At 61.0% G+C, this 17,994-nt stretch carries 21 protein-coding genes; 11 read left to right on the forward strand and 10 right to left on the reverse strand.

The features are described from left to right. Window positions 1-16: 16 nt before the first annotated feature. Complete coding sequence (locus NMA58_RS10375; protein WP_085778305.1) at window positions 17-820, reverse strand: DUF2189 domain-containing protein; 804 nt, start codon at window positions 818-820, stop codon at window positions 17-19. Between the two features lie 177 nt (window positions 821-997). Between NMA58_RS10375 and NMA58_RS10380 the strand changes: the two genes are divergently transcribed. The 7 genes from NMA58_RS10380 to NMA58_RS10410 all read left to right on the forward strand — a co-directional run bounded on the left by NMA58_RS10380 (window position 998) and on the right by NMA58_RS10410 (window position 6,988). Further along, window positions 998-1,552, forward strand: a complete 555-nt coding sequence (locus NMA58_RS10380) for an RBBP9/YdeN family alpha/beta hydrolase (protein ID WP_085778306.1) — start codon at window positions 998-1,000, stop codon at window positions 1,550-1,552. 94 nt (window positions 1,553-1,646) lie between these two features. Beyond that, on the forward strand, window positions 1,647-3,938 hold the full coding sequence (locus NMA58_RS10385; protein WP_434713237.1) for a putative bifunctional diguanylate cyclase/phosphodiesterase: 2,292 nt from the start codon (window positions 1,647-1,649) through the stop codon (window positions 3,936-3,938). Window positions 3,939-4,209: 271 nt separating this feature from the next. After that, window positions 4,210-4,974, forward strand: a complete 765-nt coding sequence (purC, locus tag NMA58_RS10390) for a phosphoribosylaminoimidazolesuccinocarboxamide synthase (RefSeq protein ID WP_085780082.1) — start codon at window positions 4,210-4,212, stop codon at window positions 4,972-4,974. A gap of 15 nt (window positions 4,975-4,989) precedes the next feature. After that, the gene (gene purS, locus NMA58_RS10395; RefSeq protein ID WP_434713238.1) at window positions 4,990-5,235 is read left to right on the forward strand and encodes a phosphoribosylformylglycinamidine synthase subunit PurS; all 246 of its coding nucleotides are present in this window, start codon (window positions 4,990-4,992) and stop codon (window positions 5,233-5,235) included. A 40-nt stretch (window positions 5,236-5,275) separates the two neighbouring features. Continuing rightward, complete coding sequence (locus tag NMA58_RS10400) at window positions 5,276-5,830, forward strand: RNA 2'-phosphotransferase (RefSeq protein WP_434713239.1); 555 nt, start codon at window positions 5,276-5,278, stop codon at window positions 5,828-5,830. After that, window positions 5,827-6,498 carry a phosphoribosylformylglycinamidine synthase subunit PurQ gene (gene purQ / locus NMA58_RS10405; protein WP_434713240.1) on the forward strand — a complete coding sequence of 224 codons (672 nt, stop codon included), beginning with the start codon at window positions 5,827-5,829 and terminating at the stop codon, window positions 6,496-6,498. The genes NMA58_RS10400 and purQ overlap by 4 nt, the downstream gene beginning before the upstream one ends. Before the next feature lie 91 nt (window positions 6,499-6,589). After that, window positions 6,590-6,988, forward strand: coding sequence for a hypothetical protein (locus tag NMA58_RS10410; protein ID WP_434713241.1), 399 nt, complete (start codon window positions 6,590-6,592; stop codon window positions 6,986-6,988). A 24-nt stretch (window positions 6,989-7,012) separates the two neighbouring features. Here NMA58_RS10410 and NMA58_RS10415 read toward each other — a convergent pair whose 3' ends face one another. Beyond that, entirely contained in the window at window positions 7,013-7,267 is a 255-nt protein-coding gene (locus NMA58_RS10415; RefSeq protein ID WP_434713242.1) for a DUF1127 domain-containing protein, read from the reverse strand. An 80-nt stretch (window positions 7,268-7,347) separates the two neighbouring features. Between NMA58_RS10415 and NMA58_RS10420 the strand changes: the two genes are divergently transcribed. From NMA58_RS10420 to NMA58_RS10435, 4 genes are all read left to right on the forward strand, one after another. Continuing rightward, window positions 7,348-8,766, forward strand: a complete 1,419-nt coding sequence (locus NMA58_RS10420) for a PLP-dependent aminotransferase family protein (RefSeq protein WP_434713243.1) — start codon at window positions 7,348-7,350, stop codon at window positions 8,764-8,766. A gap of 122 nt (window positions 8,767-8,888) precedes the next feature. Then, window positions 8,889-9,467: an acyloxyacyl hydrolase gene (locus NMA58_RS10425; protein WP_434713245.1), complete on the forward strand. Its 579-nt coding sequence runs from the start codon at window positions 8,889-8,891 to the stop codon at window positions 9,465-9,467. Window positions 9,468-9,588: 121 nt separating this feature from the next. Next, window positions 9,589-11,820 (forward strand): phosphoribosylformylglycinamidine synthase subunit PurL, encoded by a 2,232-nt coding sequence (gene purL, locus NMA58_RS10430; RefSeq protein WP_434713246.1) that lies wholly within the window; start codon window positions 9,589-9,591, stop codon window positions 11,818-11,820. 19 nt (window positions 11,821-11,839) lie between these two features. After that, complete coding sequence (locus NMA58_RS10435; protein ID WP_004676237.1) at window positions 11,840-12,073, forward strand: BolA/IbaG family iron-sulfur metabolism protein; 234 nt, start codon at window positions 11,840-11,842, stop codon at window positions 12,071-12,073. A gap of 137 nt (window positions 12,074-12,210) precedes the next feature. Here NMA58_RS10435 and NMA58_RS10440 read toward each other — a convergent pair whose 3' ends face one another. Genes NMA58_RS10440 through NMA58_RS10475 form a run of 8 tightly spaced genes read right to left on the reverse strand, consistent with a single transcriptional unit; the run spans window position 12,211 to window position 17,975 of the window. Further along, entirely contained in the window at window positions 12,211-13,248 is a 1,038-nt protein-coding gene (locus NMA58_RS10440; protein ID WP_434713247.1) for a Gfo/Idh/MocA family protein, read from the reverse strand. Window positions 13,249-13,250: 2 nt separating this feature from the next. Then, complete coding sequence (gene aroQ, locus NMA58_RS10445) at window positions 13,251-13,700, reverse strand: type II 3-dehydroquinate dehydratase (RefSeq protein ID WP_064712615.1); 450 nt, start codon at window positions 13,698-13,700, stop codon at window positions 13,251-13,253. Between the two features lie 32 nt (window positions 13,701-13,732). After that, complete coding sequence (locus tag NMA58_RS10450; protein ID WP_434713248.1) at window positions 13,733-14,101, reverse strand: 5-carboxymethyl-2-hydroxymuconate Delta-isomerase; 369 nt, start codon at window positions 14,099-14,101, stop codon at window positions 13,733-13,735. Between the two features lie 15 nt (window positions 14,102-14,116). Continuing rightward, window positions 14,117-14,977: a shikimate dehydrogenase gene (locus NMA58_RS10455; protein ID WP_434713406.1), complete on the reverse strand. Its 861-nt coding sequence runs from the start codon at window positions 14,975-14,977 to the stop codon at window positions 14,117-14,119. A 19-nt stretch (window positions 14,978-14,996) separates the two neighbouring features. Next, entirely contained in the window at window positions 14,997-15,770 is a 774-nt protein-coding gene (locus NMA58_RS10460) for an amino acid ABC transporter ATP-binding protein (RefSeq protein ID WP_434713249.1), read from the reverse strand. An 8-nt stretch (window positions 15,771-15,778) separates the two neighbouring features. Further along, window positions 15,779-16,603: a transporter substrate-binding domain-containing protein gene (locus NMA58_RS10465; RefSeq protein WP_434713250.1), complete on the reverse strand. Its 825-nt coding sequence runs from the start codon at window positions 16,601-16,603 to the stop codon at window positions 15,779-15,781. Window positions 16,604-16,646: 43 nt separating this feature from the next. After that, window positions 16,647-17,297: an amino acid ABC transporter permease gene (locus NMA58_RS10470; protein ID WP_434713251.1), complete on the reverse strand. Its 651-nt coding sequence runs from the start codon at window positions 17,295-17,297 to the stop codon at window positions 16,647-16,649. Window positions 17,298-17,306: 9 nt separating this feature from the next. After that, window positions 17,307-17,975, reverse strand: coding sequence for an amino acid ABC transporter permease (locus NMA58_RS10475; protein WP_434713252.1), 669 nt, complete (start codon window positions 17,973-17,975; stop codon window positions 17,307-17,309). Window positions 17,976-17,994 lie beyond the last annotated feature (19 nt).

Below are 17,994 nucleotides of genomic sequence, written 5' to 3' on the forward strand. Positions count from 1 at the left end.
GCGGGCAGGACCGAAGCTACACAGCTTCCCGCGCAATCAGCTTGCGGTAGAGATGCCAGGTCGCGTGGCCGAGGATCGGGATAACGAGTGCGAGTCCGGCAAAGACCGGGATGGTGCCGACGACGAGAAGTCCGGCGACGATCAGGCCCCAGAGCAGCACCGGTACCGGATTGGCGATCGTCGCACGAATCGAGGTCACGACGGCGGCAACCGCTCCGACGTCGCGGTCGAGCAGAAGCGGAAAGGTGATGACCGATATCGCCAGCACGACGAGCGCGAAGACAAAACCGATGAGATTGCCCCAGATGATCAACTGCAGGCCCTGGGCCGTACCGAAGACCTGGCGGGTGAAGTCCGTCATGGTGCGCGGGAACACATCACCGAGAAGATTGGCGTACAGCGTCTGTGCCGTCACCAGCCAGACGACGAAAAGGGCAAAGAGCATCAGTCCGACGGCGATGATCGATGGCAGCGCCGGCGAATGGCGCACCTCAAGCGCATGCGTCCATGACGTATCGAGGCCTTCCTCGCGTCGGCGGCTGATCTCATAAAGACCGATCGCCGCAATCGGACCGATCAGCACGAAACCGGACATCAGCGGGAATACCATCGGCAGCAGGTTGGCGCCGGAGGTCCACAGCGTCAGGAAGACGCCGGCGATTGGATACATCAGGCACAAGAACACATAGTGGGAAGGCTTTTCACTGAAATCGTCGAGCCCGCGCTTCAGCGCGTCGAAGACGTCGGCGATACTAATACGATTGACCACGGGCCGCGCCAGGTTTTCACTGGCACCCGTCATGACATGAAATGCCGCCATGGCTTTCTCCTCCTCAGCCGAGACTTTGGTCGGCCGCGGATAGGCATCGGCGGGCAAGCCGATACGAAATCCGCAACCGGCACTGGAGCAACATAACAAAATTCATCGCCCGTGTCGCTCTCTCCCTTGCCGCCCCCTCTTGACATCTTGGGCGGGCTTTCTCACATCGGCGGCATTATGAAAGCCTCAGACGCAGATATCCTTATCATCCCCGGCTATACCAATTCCGGCCCCGGCCATTGGCAGAGCCGCTGGGAGGCGAAGCTCAGCACGGCGCGGCGCGTCGAACAGGCCGAATGGACGAAGCCGGTCCGCGAGGACTGGATCGCCCGTATCGCCGAAGAGGTGAACGCCTCGACCCGCCCCGTTGTGCTCGTCGCCCATTCGCTCGGCGTGCCCTCGGCAATCCATGCCATCCCGCATTTCCGCAAGCGGGTGGCAGGCGCTTTCCTCGTCGCTCCGCCTGAAGTCACCAATCCGGATATCCGCCCCAAGCACCTGATGACCTTCGGGCCCTATCCGCGCGACCCACTGCCCTTCCCTTCCATCACCGTCGCTAGCCGCAATGATCCGTTCGGCAGCTACGAGCATGCCGACGATATCGCCAGTTGCTGGGGTTCCTTCCTCGTCGATGCCGGCGAGGCGGGACATATCAGCGCTGAATCCGGGCACGGCCCCTGGCCGGAAGGAACAATGGTCTTCGCCCAGTTCCTCAGCCGCCTCTCTGTCTGATTTGGGAGACCCGGCGCTCGTCATTTCAGCGATTACTTTCTAAGGCTTTCTTAATAGAAGTGCCGCAGACTGCGCCGAGATGAAATCAGCGAGAATGCCCGTGAGGAAAGCCCATTCAGGGGCCCATGAAGCGCATGGCGATCCTGCAGCGGCTGAGGCCGGCGATGGGTCGACCGACGATTCTGATCTGGCTGAGCGCGAGAGCCGCTGGAACCATGCGCTTGTTGGTTCCGGCCTCGGCGTATGGGACCACAATTACCGTCTAAACCGCAAATATTATTCGCCGACGTGGAAAACCATCCGGGGAATGGCGCCGGACGAGGACGTCGCCGGCGACTACGAGGCTTGGCTGCAACTCGTCCACCCCGACGACCGCGACTTCGTCGCCCATGCGATCGAGCGGCAGAATGCCGGCGATCCGGATTATCAGATCTTCCAATATCGTGAACGCCACAGGGACGGCCACTGGGTCTGGATCGACTGCCGTGGGGCCTGCGTCGAGTGGGATGAGAATGGCGTACCGACGCGCGTCGTTGGAACGGATATCGATATCACCGCCCGCAAGGAAGCCGAGGAGACGCTGTCGCGCCTGTCGCGCCGGCTCGACCTGGCGCTGGAAATTTCCCGCATCGGCGTCTTCGAGGCCGATATCGAAAATGACGTCGTCGAATGGGATGATCGCCTGATTGCCATCTACGGCTTGCAGGGTGCGGCACGCAAGATCGGCGGTGACGCCTGGGCCAAGAGCCTGCATCCGGATGACCGTGAACGCGTGCTCGGCCTCGCCGATCGCAGCGTCGAAAGCGGCAGCGATTTTCAGCAGGAATACCGCATCATCCGCGGCGACGGAGTCGAACGAATCATCCGTGCCCGCTCGGCCTTCTTCGTCGACGGCAATGGCCAACGCAAACTGATCGGCGCCAATTGGGACGTCACCGAGGAGGTCGCGCTTCGCAACGAGCTGCAGCGCGCCAAGGAACTGGCGGAAGCCCGTAACCGCGAACTCGAAGCCGCCAAGGAGAGCATCGAGCATCTGGCCTTGCACGATTATCTCACTGGTCTGCCGAACCGCCGTTATCTCGACAAGATGCTGGACGACCGCGCGGCAGAATGCCGGGCTAACGGCCTCGCTTTGGCGGTTCTGCATATCGATCTCGACCGCTTCAAGCAGATCAACGATACCCTCGGCCATCGTGCGGGCGACGCCATGCTGCAACACACCGCAAATGTGCTCAGACATTCCGTTCGCGCCGCTGATTTCGTCGCGCGTATCGGCGGTGACGAATTTGTCATCCTCTGCGCCGTCGATGCTGCATTGAAGAAGATCGCCAGCCTGGCCGAACGCTTGATCCGCGAATTGCGCCGGCCCGTCAGATATGAGGGCCATGACTGCCGTTTCGGCGCCAGCATCGGCATCGCGGTCGATGGCGGCGCCAAGCTCGACGCCAAGCAGACGCTGCTCGACGCCGACATTGCGCTCTATCGCGCCAAGGGTCTTGGCCGAAACCGCTTCGAATTCTTCTCGGCATCGGCCCGCAACGATATCGTCTCCGCCAAGCAGCTCGCCGATGAAATCCTCATCGGCCTGGAGCGCGATGAATTCGTGCCGTTCTATCAGTTGCAGTTCGACGCCCGCACGCTCGATGTCACAGGCATCGAGACGCTCGCCCGCTGGCAACACCCCGTGCACGGGCTGCTGACGCCGGATCGCTTTCTCGATATCGCCGAGGATCTCGACGTCGTCTCGACGATCGACGCCTTGATCCTGGAGCGCGCGCTGGCAGACCGGCGTGCCTGGATCAAGGATGGGCTGTCGATCCCCAAAATATCGGTCAACGTTTCCGCCCGGCGGCTGACCGATCCCGACCTCGGCAAAAAGCTCCGCGCCCTGAAGATCGAACCCGGCGCCATCGCCTTCGAACTGCTGGAATCGATCTCGCTCGACGATTGCGACGAGGCGGTGGCCGCCAATTTGAAAAAGCTGCGCAAGCTCGGCATCGACATCCATATCGACGACTTCGGCACCGGCCACGCCTCGATCGTCAGTCTTCTGCGCCTGAGCCCGAACACGCTGAAGATTGATCGCGAGCTGATCCGCATGCTGCCGCACTCGGCCGAGCAGCGTAAGCTCGTCGGCGCGATCATCGATATCGGGCGCTCGCTCAATATTCTCGTCATTGCCGAGGGCGTCGAGACGGCGGATCATATCCGCATTCTGGAGCAACTCGGCTGCGACACGCTGCAGGGCTATGCGCTCGCCCGGCCGATGCCGGCCATGCAGATCCCCTCCTTCATTCGCGCCGGATGCTGGCGCCTCGGGCTGACCGCCGCGCGCGGCCTGCAGACGCATCTTCGCCGCTCGCTGCCAAGCAGAAGAGTCAAATAAAACCTGTATAAGCGGCCCGCCATTTCGCCTTCATTCCACCGTAGAGGAAAAGCCGCTAGACTCGTAAAGCGAATTCATTCGATTCTCTTGGCGCTATTCCGTAAAATCCGGAAATAGGGCCACCAAATCCGGGAACCGGGGCCACGAAATCCGGAAACCGGGGAAGGAGCGACAGGCGGATTGTGAAACACACTCTTTTCCTTTAAGGGGACGCCACGAGATCGATCCACTCGCGCTATCCCAAGAGCGCCAACAACAGAGAATGACCAAGATGAACCGTCGCCGCCGTATCTACGAGGGCAAGGCAAAGATTCTGTATGAGGGTCCGGAGCCGGGCACTTTGATCCAGTTCTTCAAGGACGATGCCACCGCCTTCAACAAGAAGAAACACGAAGTCATCGACGGCAAGGGCGTCCTCAACAACCGCATTTCCGAATATATCTTCAGCCACCTGAACAAGATCGGCATCCCCACCCATTTCATCCGCCGGCTCAATATGCGCGAGCAGCTGATCAGGGAAGTGGAGATGATCCCGCTGGAGATCGTCGTGCGCAACGTCGCTGCCGGTTCTCTCGCCAAGCGCCTTGGTATCGAGGAAGGCGTCGTGCTGCCCCGCTCGATCATCGAGTTCTATTACAAGTCCGATGCGCTCGACGATCCGATGGTCTCCGAAGAGCACATCACCGCCTTCGGCTGGGCCAATCCGGCCGAGCTCGACGACATCATGGCACTTGCCATCCGCGTCAACGATTTCATGACCGGTCTCTTCCTCGGCGTCGGCATCCAGCTCGTCGATTTCAAGATCGAATGCGGCCGCCTGTTCGAAGGCGATCTTATGCGCATCATCCTCGCCGACGAGATCTCGCCGGACAGCTGCCGGCTCTGGGACATCGAAACCCGCGAGAAGATGGACAAGGACCGCTTCCGCCGCGACCTCGGCGGGCTGCTCGAAGCCTATTCCGAAGTCGCTCGCCGTCTCGGCATCATCAATGAAAACGAGCCTGTGCGCGGCACCGGCCCGGTTCTCGTCAAGTAGGGCAGGAAAGACAAAGTGATCAAGGCTCGTGTCACCGTCACGCTGAAAAACGGCGTTCTCGATCCCCAGGGCAAGGCCATCGAAGGCGCGCTCGGCGCTCTCGGCTTTTCGGGCGTCGGCCATGTAAGACAGGGCAAGGTCTTCGACCTGGAGCTCGAAGGCGCCGACAAAGCCAAGGCCGAGGCCGAGCTCAAAGCCATGTGCGAAAAATTGCTCGCCAATACGGTGATCGAGAACTTCGCAATCGCGATCGACGGATGATCACAGACCCGTCGGCCGGCGGATTGTGAGGTTGGGCGTCATGACGAAGACAAAGCTGGAGACGGAAGTCTCGAAATATATGAGCTATGTTTTGCGTCATGCGCCTGAAGCCGAGGGCTTGACGCTTGATGGCGAGGGCTGGTTATCCTTCGACGAACTCGAAAAAGCGCTGGCGTCGAAATATGACGTTTCCCGCGCCGACATCATCGAGATCGTCGAAAACAGTCCGAAGAAGCGCTTCACGCTTGCCGACAACAGAATTCGCGCCAATCAAGGTCATAGCATCGACGTCGATCTCGCCTTGACGCCGGTTGAACCGCCCGCCGCTCTTTTTCGCGGCACGTCCCTGGCAAGCTGGTCGTCGATTGCCGGCGAAGGTCTGAAGAAGATGCAGCGGCACCACGTTCATCTCTCGGCCGATGTCGAAACGGCCAGGATCGTCGCGATGCGCCGCAAGGGTGAGTATGTCATCCTGCGGGTGGATGCGGCCCGCATGTTTTCAGAGGGTCATTCTTTCTTTGTCTCCGACAATGGAGTATGGCTCACGGAAAGCGTTCCAGTTCAATTTCTTTCGCCAGACGCAGGGACTCCATGAAATCAGCCGTCGTTCAACTTCCGGGCCTCAACCGCGACCGCGACATGATCGCCGCCCTGACCAAGATCTCCGGCAAGCCGCCGGTGACGATCTGGCAGACGGAAACCGAGATCCCCGATGTCGACCTGATCGTCATCCCGGGCGGCTTTTCCTATGGCGATTATCTGCGTTGCGGCGCGATCGCCGCCCGCATGCCGGTCATGCAGGCGATCATTGAAAAGGCTGCCAAGGGCGTGAAGGTGCTCGGCGTCTGCAACGGCTTCCAGATCCTCGTCGAGGCCGGCCTGCTGCCGGGCGCACTGATGCGCAACGCCTCGCTGAAGTTCGTTTGCCGGGAGATCAAGCTCGAAGTCGTCAATGCCGAGACCGATTTCACCCGCGCCTACGCGCAAGGCCAGGTCATCCGCTGCCCGGTTGCCCATCATGACGGCAATTATTTCGCCGACGAAGCGACGTTGGCGAAGATCGAGGGCAATGGCCAGGTTGTCTTCCGTTATGCCGAAGGCACCAATCCGAACGGCTCGCTCAACGACATTGCCGCCGTCACGAACGAAAGGGGCAACGTGCTGGGCATGATGCCGCATCCGGAAAATCTGATCGAGGCCGCCCATGGCGGTTCGGACGGCCGCGGCCTCTTCGCCTCGGCGCTCGATGTCGTCGCCGCCTGAACCTGCCTTTAAAGCACGCCGCCCGCAGACCGACCGCGGGCAACGGCATGCACTCGAAAAGACCTTCGTCCGGATCACTGGAGCACGATCAATGCGCCCTCGCCTCTCCGTCGCACACGCCGCCTTGTGGACTGCTCTCGCCGCTGTTGTAGCAGCCTGCCAATCGCCGGCACCGGCAGCAGGTCCAAACCGGGCTGCGTTGCCGACGATGGAGCGCGTGGCGCTCGGCGCCAATGCCTGCTGGTTCAAATCCGGCGATCCGGCCTTTGCAGCCTATAAGCTCGCGCCGGAGCTTAATTCCTTCTCCGGCCGGCCGCGCATCCTGCTGGTTCACAAGGGCAGCCCGGAAAGCCGTCCGCTGCTGGTGGTCCAGGCCGAGGGCAGCCCGGCACGCCTCCAGGCCTTCGGCCCGATGATGCAGGAGCCGGTCGCCGGGCGCATCGCCGCCGACGTCAATCGCTGGTCCGGCGGCAACAAGGCCTGCAGCTGATCGCTGCGATCAATCCCCGCGCAATCAGTCCCAGAAAAACGACTTGCCGACTTCGCGCGCGGCGTCGGACTGCGACACCCCGATATCCTTGAGTCCGGCCGCCGTAAGCTCTCTCAGCGCACGCCGCCCCTCTCGCTTCTGATGCCAGAGAAGAATGGCGGCCCAGATCCGGCCCAAGCGCGTCGTGACCTCAACCGGCGGGCTGGGCAGAATGACGCGCCTGTCGTCATAGGAGACAATTGGTACAATTGGCGTGGTGATTTCCGGCAAAGCAGACATTCCAGGAATCCTCTCGGTTCGTCCGTGGAATTGTTCTTACGCTTGACCAATACAATATGCCAATATATACAATTGTCACCATGACAAATTGGCTTCCTGATCTTTCCCGCGGCTCCGGGCCGGTCTATCTTCGGCTGGCCGACAGCATCGAATCCGCCATTGCGAGCGGCGCCCTGCCTGCCGGCAGCAAATTGCCGCCGCAGCGCAACCTTGCCTATGATATCGGCGTGACGATCGGCACGATCGGTCGCGCCTATGCGCTGGTTCACGAACGCGGCCTGGTCGCCGGCGAGGTCGGGCGCGGCACCTATGTCCTGAACCGCGCCGAGACGCCGCCCGGCGAACAGACCGACCCTCTGGCCGTCTCGCTCGGCGGCACCCGCTATCAGGACGCGCCCGCCAACAAGATCCGTTTCGATACGACAGCCGCCCCCGACCTCGGCCAGGGCAAGATCATCTCAGGCATCCTTGCCGAGATCGGCGAACAGCATCTCGCCGAAATTTCCTCCTATTCCCGAAGTTTTCCGCCGAACTGGTTCGAGGCCGGCCGCCGCTGGCTTGCGCGCTGCGGCTGGACGCCGGAGGTCGAAAACATCGTGCCGACGCTCGGCGCACATGCGGCGGCGGTCGCCGTCATCGCCGCCGTCTCGGCCCCGGGCGACAAGATCGTCTTCGAGAATCTCACCTACACCCAGGTCAGCCGCAGCGCCCGCCTTCTCGGCCGCCGCACGGTGACGGTCGACTCCGATGAATTCGGCGTGATTCCCGAGGATTTCGAGCGTCTGTGCCAGCAGCAGCATCCGAAAATCGCCTTCCTGATGCCGACCGTCCACAATCCGACGGTCACGATCATGCCTTATGAGCGGCGTGCGGCGATTGCCGCAATTGCCCGAAAGCATGGCGTCTGGCTGATCGAGGACGATCTTTACGGTGGCATGGCCGACGACGAAACGCCGCTCATCGCCTCGCTTGCGCCCGACCGCACCTTCCTGGTCAACGGCCTATCGAAATCGGTCGCCGCCGGCGTGCGCGGCGGCTGGGTCGCCTGTCCGCCGCATTTTGCCCAGCGCATCAAGGTGACACACAGGATGGTCACCGGCGGCCTGCCCTTCATCCTGGCGGAGACCTGCGCCCGCCTCGTCGAAAGCGGCACGGCGCACGAGATCCGCAAGGAGGTCATAGAGGACCTGTCCCGGCGCGCCCAGATCGCCCGCGAGCAGTTGCAGGGCTTCGACTTCGCCTCGCATCCGCATGCGCCCTTCCTCTGGCTGAAACTGCCGGACCCCTGGATGTCCGGTACCTTCAAGAATGCCGCCTTCCGCGACGGCGTGCTTGTCGACGACGAAGACGAGTTCAAGGCGGCGCGCGGTGAGAAAACCTACTACCGCGTTCGCATCGGCTTCTCCTCGCCCAAGACCGGCCAGGAGCTGACCGCGGGCCTGATGATCCTGCGCCGACTGCTGGAAAATGGCGGTTCGGCCTATGACGGCGAAATATGACCTGTTGCAAATACACGCCATAATTCGGAAAAAACGCACACGCCTGACGAGAGCGCTTTACCGCTCCAACCCCCATGCTACCTCTTTGCTATTCCCGCTTGGTGCGAATCAAAGGACAGCAGATGAGGGTCGAGTTCGGAAGGATCGCATTGCGCTTCCTGGGCCTGGCATCAGTGGCGGCCGTGGCCGGCACCGCGATGGCAGGTTCGGCAAATGCCGGCGAGCAGATATTCGATGAATTGCGTTTCGGTGTCTCCGCCTCGGTGCAATCAGGCCGCTCCGGGGAAGACGGCGTCTTTCCGGAGATTACTGCCCTCTTCGATCCTTTTGGATACGAGGAAGCGGTTGGCTGGCAGCAACAGCTGTTGCATCCGCGCGTGCATCTGGGCACCTCGATCGGCACTTCGGGTGAAGCAACTCAATTCTTTACCGGCTTCACCTGGACGATCGACCTCAACGAGAAGCTCTTTGCCGAAGCCGGATTCGGCGGCGTCATCCATACCGGCGACCTGGAAGGCAATGATGACGGCCCGGAACTCGGCTGCCGCGTCCTCTTCCACGAATATGCCGGCGCCGGTTACCGTTTCACCCGCAATTGGAACGTAATGGCCCAGATTGCCCACTCCTCACATGCCAATCTCTGCGACGGCCCGAACGACGGCATGACCCGCGCCGGCATCCAGATCGGCTACAAGTTCTGAACGATCGCCGCCTTTATGAGAAAAGCCTGCTCGCCCTCTGTTGACGGCGGGCTTTTTTCTGTCGCGCGCGGCCGCTACTTAAGCTAAAGACAGCGCAAAACGCGCCAGGGACTTTTCGCTCATGACCATTCCAAATACCATCCCGATCACGCCGGAACTCATTGCAAGCCATGGCCTGAAGCCGGACGAGTACCAGCGCATTTTGGATCTGATCGGCCGCGAACCGACCTTTACCGAGCTCGGCATCTTCTCGGCGATGTGGAACGAGCACTGCTCCTACAAGTCCTCGAAGAAATGGCTGCGGACGCTGCCGACCAAGGGCTCGCGCGTCATCCAGGGCCCGGGCGAGAACGCCGGCGTGGTCGATATCGATGATGGCGATTGCGTCGTCTTCAAGATGGAGAGCCACAACCACCCCTCCTACATCGAGCCGTACCAGGGCGCCGCGACCGGTGTCGGCGGCATCCTGCGCGACGTCTTCACCATGGGCGCGCGCCCGATCGCCGCGATGAACGCGCTGCGCTTCGGCGAGCCGGATCATCCCAAGACCCGTCACCTGGTCTCCGGCGTCGTCTCCGGCGTCGGCGGCTACGGCAATTCCTTCGGCGTGCCGACGGTCGGCGGCGAAGTCGAGTTCGATGCCCGCTACAATGGCAATATCCTCGTCAACGCCTTTGCCGCCGGCATCGCCAAGTCCAATGCTATCTTCCTCTCGGAGGCCAAGGGCGTCGGTCTCCCGGTCGTCTATCTCGGCGCCAAGACCGGCCGCGACGGCGTCGGCGGCGCGACGATGGCCTCGGCCGAATTCGACGAATCGATCGAGGAGAAGCGCCCGACCGTTCAGGTCGGCGACCCCTTCACCGAAAAGTGCCTGCTCGAAGCCTGCCTCGAGCTGATGCAGACCGGCGCCGTCATCGCCATTCAGGACATGGGTGCGGCCGGCCTCACCTGTTCGGCCGTCGAAATGGGCGCCAAGGGCGATCTCGGCATCCTGCTCGAACTCGACAAGGTGCCGGTGCGCGAAGAGCGGATGACCGCCTACGAAATGATGCTGTCGGAAAGCCAGGAGCGCATGCTCATGGTGCTGCAGCCGGAAAAGGAAGAAGAGGCCAAGGCGATCTTCGTCAAATGGGGCCTCGATTTTGCCATCGTCGGCAGGACGACCGATGATCTGCGCTTCCGCGTCATGCATCAGGGCGAGGAAGTCGCCAACCTGCCGATCAAGGATCTCGGCGACCAGGCGCCGGAATATGACCGCCCCTGGCGCGAATCCGGCAAACCTGCGCCCCTGCCCGCCAATCTTGTCGCCGCTCCTAAGGATTACGGCCAGGCACTGCTTCAACTCGTTGGCTCCGCCAACCAGTCGAGCCGCCGCTGGGTCTACGAGCAGTATGACACGCTGATCCAGGGCAATTCTCTGCAGCTTCCCGGCGGCGACGCCGGCGTCGTGCGCGTCGATGGCCATAAGAGCAAGGCGCTTGCCTTCTCCTCCGACGTGACGCCGCGTTATGTCGAGGCCGATCCGTTCGAAGGCGGCAAGCAGGCGGTTGCCGAATGCTGGCGCAACATCACCGCGACAGGCGCCGAACCGCTCGCCGCCACCGACAATCTCAACTTCGGCAATCCCGAAAAACCGGAGATCATGGGCCAGTTCGTTCAGGCGGTGAAAGGCATCGGCGAAGCCTGCCGCGCGCTCGACTTTCCGATCGTCTCGGGTAACGTCTCGCTCTACAACGAGACCAATGGCATCGCCATCCTGCCGACCCCAACGATTGCAGGCGTCGGCCTGCTGCCGGACTGGCGCAAGATGGTCCGCATCGGCAGCGCCAACGACGGCGACAAGGTGATCATGATCGGCCTCGACGGCAGCCACCTCGGCCAGTCGGTCTATCTCCGCGATGTGCTTTCCAGCCGCGAAGGCCCGGCGCCGGAAGTGGATCTTTTCGCAGAGCGCCGCAACGGCGATTTCGTCCGCTCCGTCATCCGCAACGGCCAGGCGACCGCCTGCCACGACATTTCATCGGGCGGCCTTGCCGTCGCGCTCGCCGAAATGGCCATGGCTTCGAACAAGGGGCTGACGATCGATCTCAGCGAAGGCAAAGGCGCACCGCATGCGCTGCTCTTCGGCGAGGACCAGGCCCGCTACGTGCTCACGGTGCCGGCCGATGTGGCCGATTTCGTCTGCGTCAATGCAGAAGGCGCCGGCGTTCCCTTCCGCCGCCTCGGCACGGTCGGCGGAGATGCCCTTGATGTCGGCGATCTCATCTCACTGCCAATTCAGCAATTGCGCGACGCCCATGAATCGTGGTTCCCTGATTTCATGGAAGGCCGCGGCGAACTTGCCGCGGAATAATGCGCAAGGAGTAACGATCATGGCCATGAAACCCGGCGATATCGAAGACATGATCAAGGCTGGGATTCCCGGTGCCAAGGTGACGATCCGCGATCTGGCGGGCGATGGCGATCACTACGCCGCCGAAGTCGTCGCCGAAGCCTTCCGCGGCAAGAGCCGCGTGCAGCAGCACCAGATGGTCTACGAGGCGCTGAAGGGCAATATGGGCGGCGTATTGCACGCTCTCGCCCTGCAGACCTCCGCGCCGGATTGACATGCCAGCTTCGGCCGGTTGAAGCTTTGAAGTGAACCAGACCCGGGTGGAAGGATTCCTTCCTGCCGGGTCTGTTTCATTTCAAAGCGGTTCCCCATGAGAAGTCGGACTCGTTGGGCGAGCTGGCGCGCAATCATTTAGATCAGGCTGATACGCTGGCCCGCTGCGGCGGATCGCTTCACGGCGTCGATAACCTTCAAGGTTTCCAGTCCCTCACGTCCGCTGACCAGCGGTGCCTCCTCGCCTCTTATGACCCTGCAAAGCTGGCGTATCTGCAGGACGAGTGGATCCTCGTTCTCGATTTCGGCGCGATGACATTCAAACGGTTCCATCCAGCTGATTTTGCCCGGATTGCTCCACATATCGAGTGACGGCACTGACAGCGACCCGTGGGTGCCGCCGATCATGTAGCAGGCCTCCTCAGTTTTAGGGTAAGCGGGGTTTTCGCCGGTCGTCATCTCCCAACTCCATGGCGCGACGACGGAATCCGAAACGGAAGCCGTGCCGAGAATTCCATTCTTGAACTCGATGAGGATCACCGCGGTCTCTTCAACGGCGTTTCCGCGAACTGCGTTGGATTCGAGCGCCTGGACCGCCGTGATATCCCCGAATAAGTAGCGAAGGTTGTCGATGTCGTGGATCAGATTGAGAAAGACTGGTCCCGCGCCGCGTTCGCGGCGCCAGGGAGTGTTGAAGTATTCCTCCGGCTTGAATAGCCAGAACATTGCATTCACAATCAATATTCGCCCGAGCTTTCCGCTGTCGATGATCTGTTTAGCTTTTTGCATCATCGGATTATGTCGGCGATGATGTCCGGTCAGCAGCGGAACGCCTTTGGCCTCGGCCATCCCAACGAGCCTCTCGCCAGCGGCAATATCGTCGACGATGGGCTTCTCGATCAATGCCGGGATGCCGGCCTCTACGGCCTCAAACCCATTTCTGAGGTGGATCTGGTTGGGCGTCGCGATGATGACGCCGTCAGGGCGCGCTGCGGCGACCATCTCAGCGAAGGTCGAAAACCATTTGGCGCCAATTTCGCTGGCGATCGCCTCTCCAACCGGGCTCGGGTCGACGACCGCGACAAGCTCCGCCATCGGTTCGTCCAGCACGTGTTTGATGTGACGCCTTCCGATAAGCCCCGCGCCGAGGACCGCCAGTTTGACAGCGGGAGCCATGGTCAGTCCTTCTTCGGCGCCTTGAGCATCGTCGCGACCCGGCGGATTCCGAGCTGATAGCCCTCCGTACCAAGACCGGCGATGACGCCGTCGGCGCGGTGGGAAACGAAGGAATGATGACGGAAGCTTTCACGCTTGTGCACGTTGGAGATATGGATCTCGATGACGGGACCTTCGAACGTGTTCAAGGCATCGAGGATCGCAAGCGACGTGTGCGTGAATGCGGCCGGATTGATGACGATACCGGCTCCGTCTTCGCGCGCTTCGTGAATCCAGTCGATGATTTCATATTCACGGTTGCTCTGGTGGAAACGGATCTCGTGGCCGAGTTCCGAGGCCAGTTTCCGGCAGTCTGCCTCGACATCGGCCAGCGTCTCGTGGCCATAGATGTGAGGCTGACGCTTGCCGAGCAAATTGAGGTTTGGGCCATTAAGAACGTAGATCAGGCTCATTGCGATTTTTCCTTATGAGGGCGTTGCCAAGCTCAGGCGAACGCTATTTCCTGGAATGCGAAATTCGGATCGGACTCGTAAAGATCGGCCCGCAGCCCCAGCCGGCCTGCTTGCAGCGCGGGAGCTGCGACATCGCGCGCAGCTTCGAGGACCGCCTTCAACAACTCCCGCTTCGTTTCTGTCGGCCGGCCAGGCGCCATGCGCACGATTATCTGGATGAAGTGATTTTCCGGATGCTCGTCGCCGACGCAGGAGAAGGTCGCCTCCCTGGCGAAGGTCCGCACGGCAGTGGGCTTCACCAAGCCTCCGTCGCGCACCCGGTGGTGGACCGCTCTGGTCAATTCATCGATCGCCACCCGTTCGGCAGCACCCCGGCTATAGTCGATAATGATGTGCGGCAAGGCATGTCCTCCCGGTCAGGCTGTAGCTCGACACAATTCTTCGAAATGGCGCGACATGCGCTCCGCATCCGGGTTTACACCCGTGAACAGTTCAAAGGCCGCCGCGGCCTGGAACACGGTCATGCCGCCGCCCGGCAAGGTCCTGCACCCCTTCTTCTCGGCCAGGGCCAGAAGTTCGGTCACGAGCGGCATGTAGACGATATCGGCGACCCAGTGACATGGATGAAGCCATTCCGGATCGATGGGGAGACCCGGATGACTTCGCATGCCCGTGGGGGTAGCGTGGATCAGCCCATCCGCAGAATCAAGCGCCGCGCCGACGTCGCTGATCGGCTGTGCGCAGGTTCTTGAAAAGCGCCGGTTGAGCTGATCGGCCAGCGCGGCGGCGCGATTTGTGTCCTGGTCGAAGATCGAGAGCATCTCGATACCGAGCTTGATGGCCGCGTGCGCAACGGCGACCCCTGCGCCGCCTGCGCCGAGCAGGACGGCATGCGTTTTGGCTGCGTCGGGCATGCCTCGCTCGAAATTCTTATAGAAGCCATACCAATCCGTATTGTGCCCGATCCGCTTTCCGTCCCGAAGCACGACCGTGTTGACCGCTCCGAGCATCTCGGCGTCCTCGGACAGGCTCGTAAGATGAGGGATGACCATCTGCTTGCACGGGTGCGTGATGTTGCTTCCTGCGAATCCACGGTCCTCAAGTTCTGCGAGCAGTCCGGACAACGCAGAAGCGGGTAGATCGCGCTCCGCGAGATCAACGAGTTCGTAACGGTAATCCAGCTTCAGGTGCCGCGCCTCAGTTTCATGAAGCGCGGGCGACTTCGACATCTGGATGTCAGCCCCGATTAGGCCGACGAGGAATGTGCTGCTGTTCATCTCGATAAAACCAATCGGTTCAATGATGTGCGAGGATCTCGCCAAGGAAAGCCTTGGTGCGCTCATGCTTCGGAGACCTGAAAAAGACCTCGGGCTCGGCCTCTTCGATGATCTCGCCGGAAGCCATGAAGATGACCCTGTCTGCGACCTGGCGGGCAAAACCCATTTCATGGGTCACGCAGATCATGGTCATGCCGTCGCGTGCGAGACCGATCATCGTGTCCAGCACTTCCTTGACCATTTCCGGATCGAGGGCCGATGTGGGTTCATCGAACAGCATCGCCTTGGGTTCCATGCAGAGCGCCCGGGCAATGGCGACACGCTGTTGCTGCCCTCCGCTGAGCTGCGCCGGATACTTCTCCGCCTGATCAAGGATTCGAACCCGTTCGAGGTATTTTCTCGCCAGTCTCTCGGCGTCAGCCCGGCTGGTTCCCCGCACCCTCATCGGCGCAAGCGCGCAGTTCTGCAGAACGGTCATGTGCGGGAACAAATTGAAGTTCTGGAACACCATCCCGACTTCGCGCCGAATGGCGTCAACCGCCTTGCTCGTACCGTCGAGCGACTGCCCGTCGACGATGATCCTGCCTTCCTGGATCAACTCGAGAGCGTTGATGCAGCGGATCAACGTCGACTTGCCGGAACCCGAAGGCCCGCAAAGGACGATCTTCTCACCTTTGCGAACCGACAGGCTGATGTTTTTCAGCGCATGGAAGGAGCCGTACCATTTCTCCACCTTTTCAAGGGATATCAATGTCGACTGATCATTAGCGGAACTGAGCACGGCGCCCTCCATGGTATGCTTTACTTGACGGTGAACGGGATGTTGGGGATGGATTCCGGGAACGTCGGCAGATCAATCTTCATCCACTTCTTGGTGATGGCTGCAAGTTCGCCATTGGCCTTGATCTTGTCGAGGAAGGCATTGACGGCCTCGTTCCAGTCCTTCTCGCCCAGTCGCGTTCCGACGCCATTGTAAGTCGTCAGGAAGTCGATCTTGCGCTCGTAAGTGCCGGCGCTGGCGGCATCGAGCCGCTGTCCGTAGAACATGTTGCCTCCGACGGCCTTGACCTGTCCGGAGACCAGCGCCTGAATGGTCGAGGCGTCGTCGTCGAAGCGGCGGACGGTCGCCGTCGATCCCACGGCGTCGGTAATGGCCTTGTCCTGCGAGCTGGACTTCGGCACGCCGATTTCCCACCCGGCAACATCGGCAGGCGTTTTTGCGGTATCGGCCTTTGCCGCATAAAGCGAGATCGTGTTCGCCGCGTATGGCTTGCTGTACTGGATCGATTTGGCGCGCTCTTCGGTCATGGCCATGGTGGCGAACAAGATGTCGACCTTGCCGGTGGTCAGGGCCGGAATGCGGTTGGCGACGGCGAGCGGCTGGAACTGGACCTTAACCCCGAGCTCCCTAGCGAAGAGTGTCGCGACATCGGCGTCGAACCCGTCCTGCTTGCCGCTCGAGTCGACGAAGCCCCATGGCGCGTTGTCGCCCTGAATGCCGACGACGATCGTGCCCTTGGCCTTGATCTCCTCAACGGTCGCCGCGGAAGCCGCTGCGGCGCCTACCGTGGCGAAGGCGGCCGTAGCCAGGGCCATTCCAAGAAATCGTCTGCGATTGCTATACATTCCATTCTCCTCCTCTGTGGTCTTTGCTTCGGTCGAAGCAAGGTTAGCGGGCAGCTTTCGCCATCCGTTTCTCGAGGCCGCTCCCGATATGGGAGAGAGGCCAACAAATGATGAAGTAGACCATTCCGACGATCCCGAAGACGAGCAGTGGGCGGTAGGTCTGGTTCGAAATGATCTGTCCGGCACGGGTCAGCTCGATGAAGCCGACGATCGCTGCAAGCGATGTGCCCTTGATGAGTTGAACGAGAAATCCGATGGTTGCAGGCATCGAAATCTTCAGCGCCTGCGGCAGGACAACGTCCTTCATTCGGGAGATGTAATGCAGCCCGAGTGCATTCGCGGCTTCGGTCTGGCCCTTCGGAACGGCTTCGATCGAGCCGCGCCAGATCTCGCCCAGGAAGGCGCTCGCATGGAGGGTGAACGCGATGGCCACAGCGATCCATGCATTGACGTCGACGCCCAATAGCGCGACGCCGTAGTAGACGACGAAGAGCTGCATAAGGAGCGGTGTGCCCTGGAAGAGCGCGATGTAGCCCGACGATACGAAACGTGCGAAGCGGTTCTTCGACGTGCGCACCAGAGCGATCAGAATTCCGAATACACCTCCTCCGACGAAGCCGATGATGGCCAGCAGCACGGTCCACTTCAGACCCTGCAAGAGGAAGAACAGCTCGTTTTCGCCGATGGGACCCATGAACGCCTCCTATCGGGTCGGGTAGTTGAAGTAGGACCGAGAGATAAGGGCGAAGATGCCCATCATCAGACTCGAGATGACGAGGTAGATTGCAGTCACGCTGAAATAGACCTCGAAGCTTCGGAAGGTGTCGGATTCGATCCGCTGCGCCGCCGAGGTCAGCTCGTAGGCGGCGATTGAAGTGCAGACCGAAGTCGTCAAGGTCAGCATCACGAACTGGCTGGTCAGGGACGGATAAATCGCTCGCAGAGCCGGCTTCAAAACGATCAGCCGGAACACATCGGCCTTGTGCAAGCCCAACGCGAAACCTGCCTCAACCTGTCCCTTGTTCACGCTTTCCACGCCGCCTCGAATGATCTCAATCGCATAAGCGCCGCCATTGATCCCCAGCGCGATAATGGCCGTAGCCGTAGGGTTTAGACGGATGCCCATGAGCGGAAGGGCGAAGTAGATAAAGAATATCTGTACCAGGAATGGTGTATTTCGAACGATCTCGACGAAGGCAATCACTGGAGATCGAACGAGTTTGTTCCTGGATGTTCTTGCAGCGACGCCGAGAATACCGATGGCGAGCGCAAGGATCATTCCGGCAACCGCGAGACCGAGCGTCCCAAGCGAACCCCAAAACAATTCCGGGGCGCGGTCGAAGACCGCACCAAAATCGAACGTATAGCCCATATGTTGACTTCCTCCCTCC

This window comes from Rhizobium sp. YTUHZ045, from assembly GCF_051124255.1.
Classification (GTDB): Bacteria; Pseudomonadota; Alphaproteobacteria; order Rhizobiales; family Rhizobiaceae; genus Rhizobium.

Bases quoted from the DNA above. Each gene is read 5' to 3' on its own strand.
- NMA58_RS10375 (WP_085778305.1), bottom strand. From the start codon at position 820: ATGGCGGCATTTCATGTCATGACGGGTGCCAGTGAAAACCTGGCGCGG.
- NMA58_RS10380 (WP_085778306.1), top strand. From the start codon at position 998: ATGAAAGCCTCAGACGCAGATATCCTTATCATCCCCGGCTATACCAAT.
- NMA58_RS10385 (WP_434713237.1), top strand. From the start codon at position 1,647: ATGCCCGTGAGGAAAGCCCATTCAGGGGCCCATGAAGCGCATGGCGAT.
- purC (WP_085780082.1), top strand. From the start codon at position 4,210: ATGAACCGTCGCCGCCGTATCTACGAGGGCAAGGCAAAGATTCTGTAT.
- NMA58_RS10400 (WP_434713239.1), top strand. From the start codon at position 5,276: ATGACGAAGACAAAGCTGGAGACGGAAGTCTCGAAATATATGAGCTAT.
- purQ (WP_434713240.1), top strand. From the start codon at position 5,827: ATGAAATCAGCCGTCGTTCAACTTCCGGGCCTCAACCGCGACCGCGAC.
- NMA58_RS10410 (WP_434713241.1), top strand. From the start codon at position 6,590: ATGCGCCCTCGCCTCTCCGTCGCACACGCCGCCTTGTGGACTGCTCTC.
- NMA58_RS10415 (WP_434713242.1), bottom strand. From the start codon at position 7,267: ATGTCTGCTTTGCCGGAAATCACCACGCCAATTGTACCAATTGTCTCC.
- NMA58_RS10420 (WP_434713243.1), top strand. From the start codon at position 7,348: ATGACAAATTGGCTTCCTGATCTTTCCCGCGGCTCCGGGCCGGTCTAT.
- NMA58_RS10425 (WP_434713245.1), top strand. From the start codon at position 8,889: ATGAGGGTCGAGTTCGGAAGGATCGCATTGCGCTTCCTGGGCCTGGCA.
- purL (WP_434713246.1), top strand. From the start codon at position 9,589: ATGACCATTCCAAATACCATCCCGATCACGCCGGAACTCATTGCAAGC.
- NMA58_RS10435 (WP_004676237.1), top strand. From the start codon at position 11,840: ATGGCCATGAAACCCGGCGATATCGAAGACATGATCAAGGCTGGGATT.
- NMA58_RS10440 (WP_434713247.1), bottom strand. From the start codon at position 13,248: ATGGCTCCCGCTGTCAAACTGGCGGTCCTCGGCGCGGGGCTTATCGGA.
- aroQ (WP_064712615.1), bottom strand. From the start codon at position 13,700: ATGAGCCTGATCTACGTTCTTAATGGCCCAAACCTCAATTTGCTCGGC.
- NMA58_RS10455 (WP_434713406.1), bottom strand. From the start codon at position 14,977: ATGAACAGCAGCACATTCCTCGTCGGCCTAATCGGGGCTGACATCCAG.
- NMA58_RS10460 (WP_434713249.1), bottom strand. From the start codon at position 15,770: ATGGAGGGCGCCGTGCTCAGTTCCGCTAATGATCAGTCGACATTGATA.
- NMA58_RS10465 (WP_434713250.1), bottom strand. From the start codon at position 16,603: ATGTATAGCAATCGCAGACGATTTCTTGGAATGGCCCTGGCTACGGCC.
- NMA58_RS10470 (WP_434713251.1), bottom strand. From the start codon at position 17,297: ATGGGTCCCATCGGCGAAAACGAGCTGTTCTTCCTCTTGCAGGGTCTG.
- NMA58_RS10475 (WP_434713252.1), bottom strand. From the start codon at position 17,975: ATGGGCTATACGTTCGATTTTGGTGCGGTCTTCGACCGCGCCCCGGAA.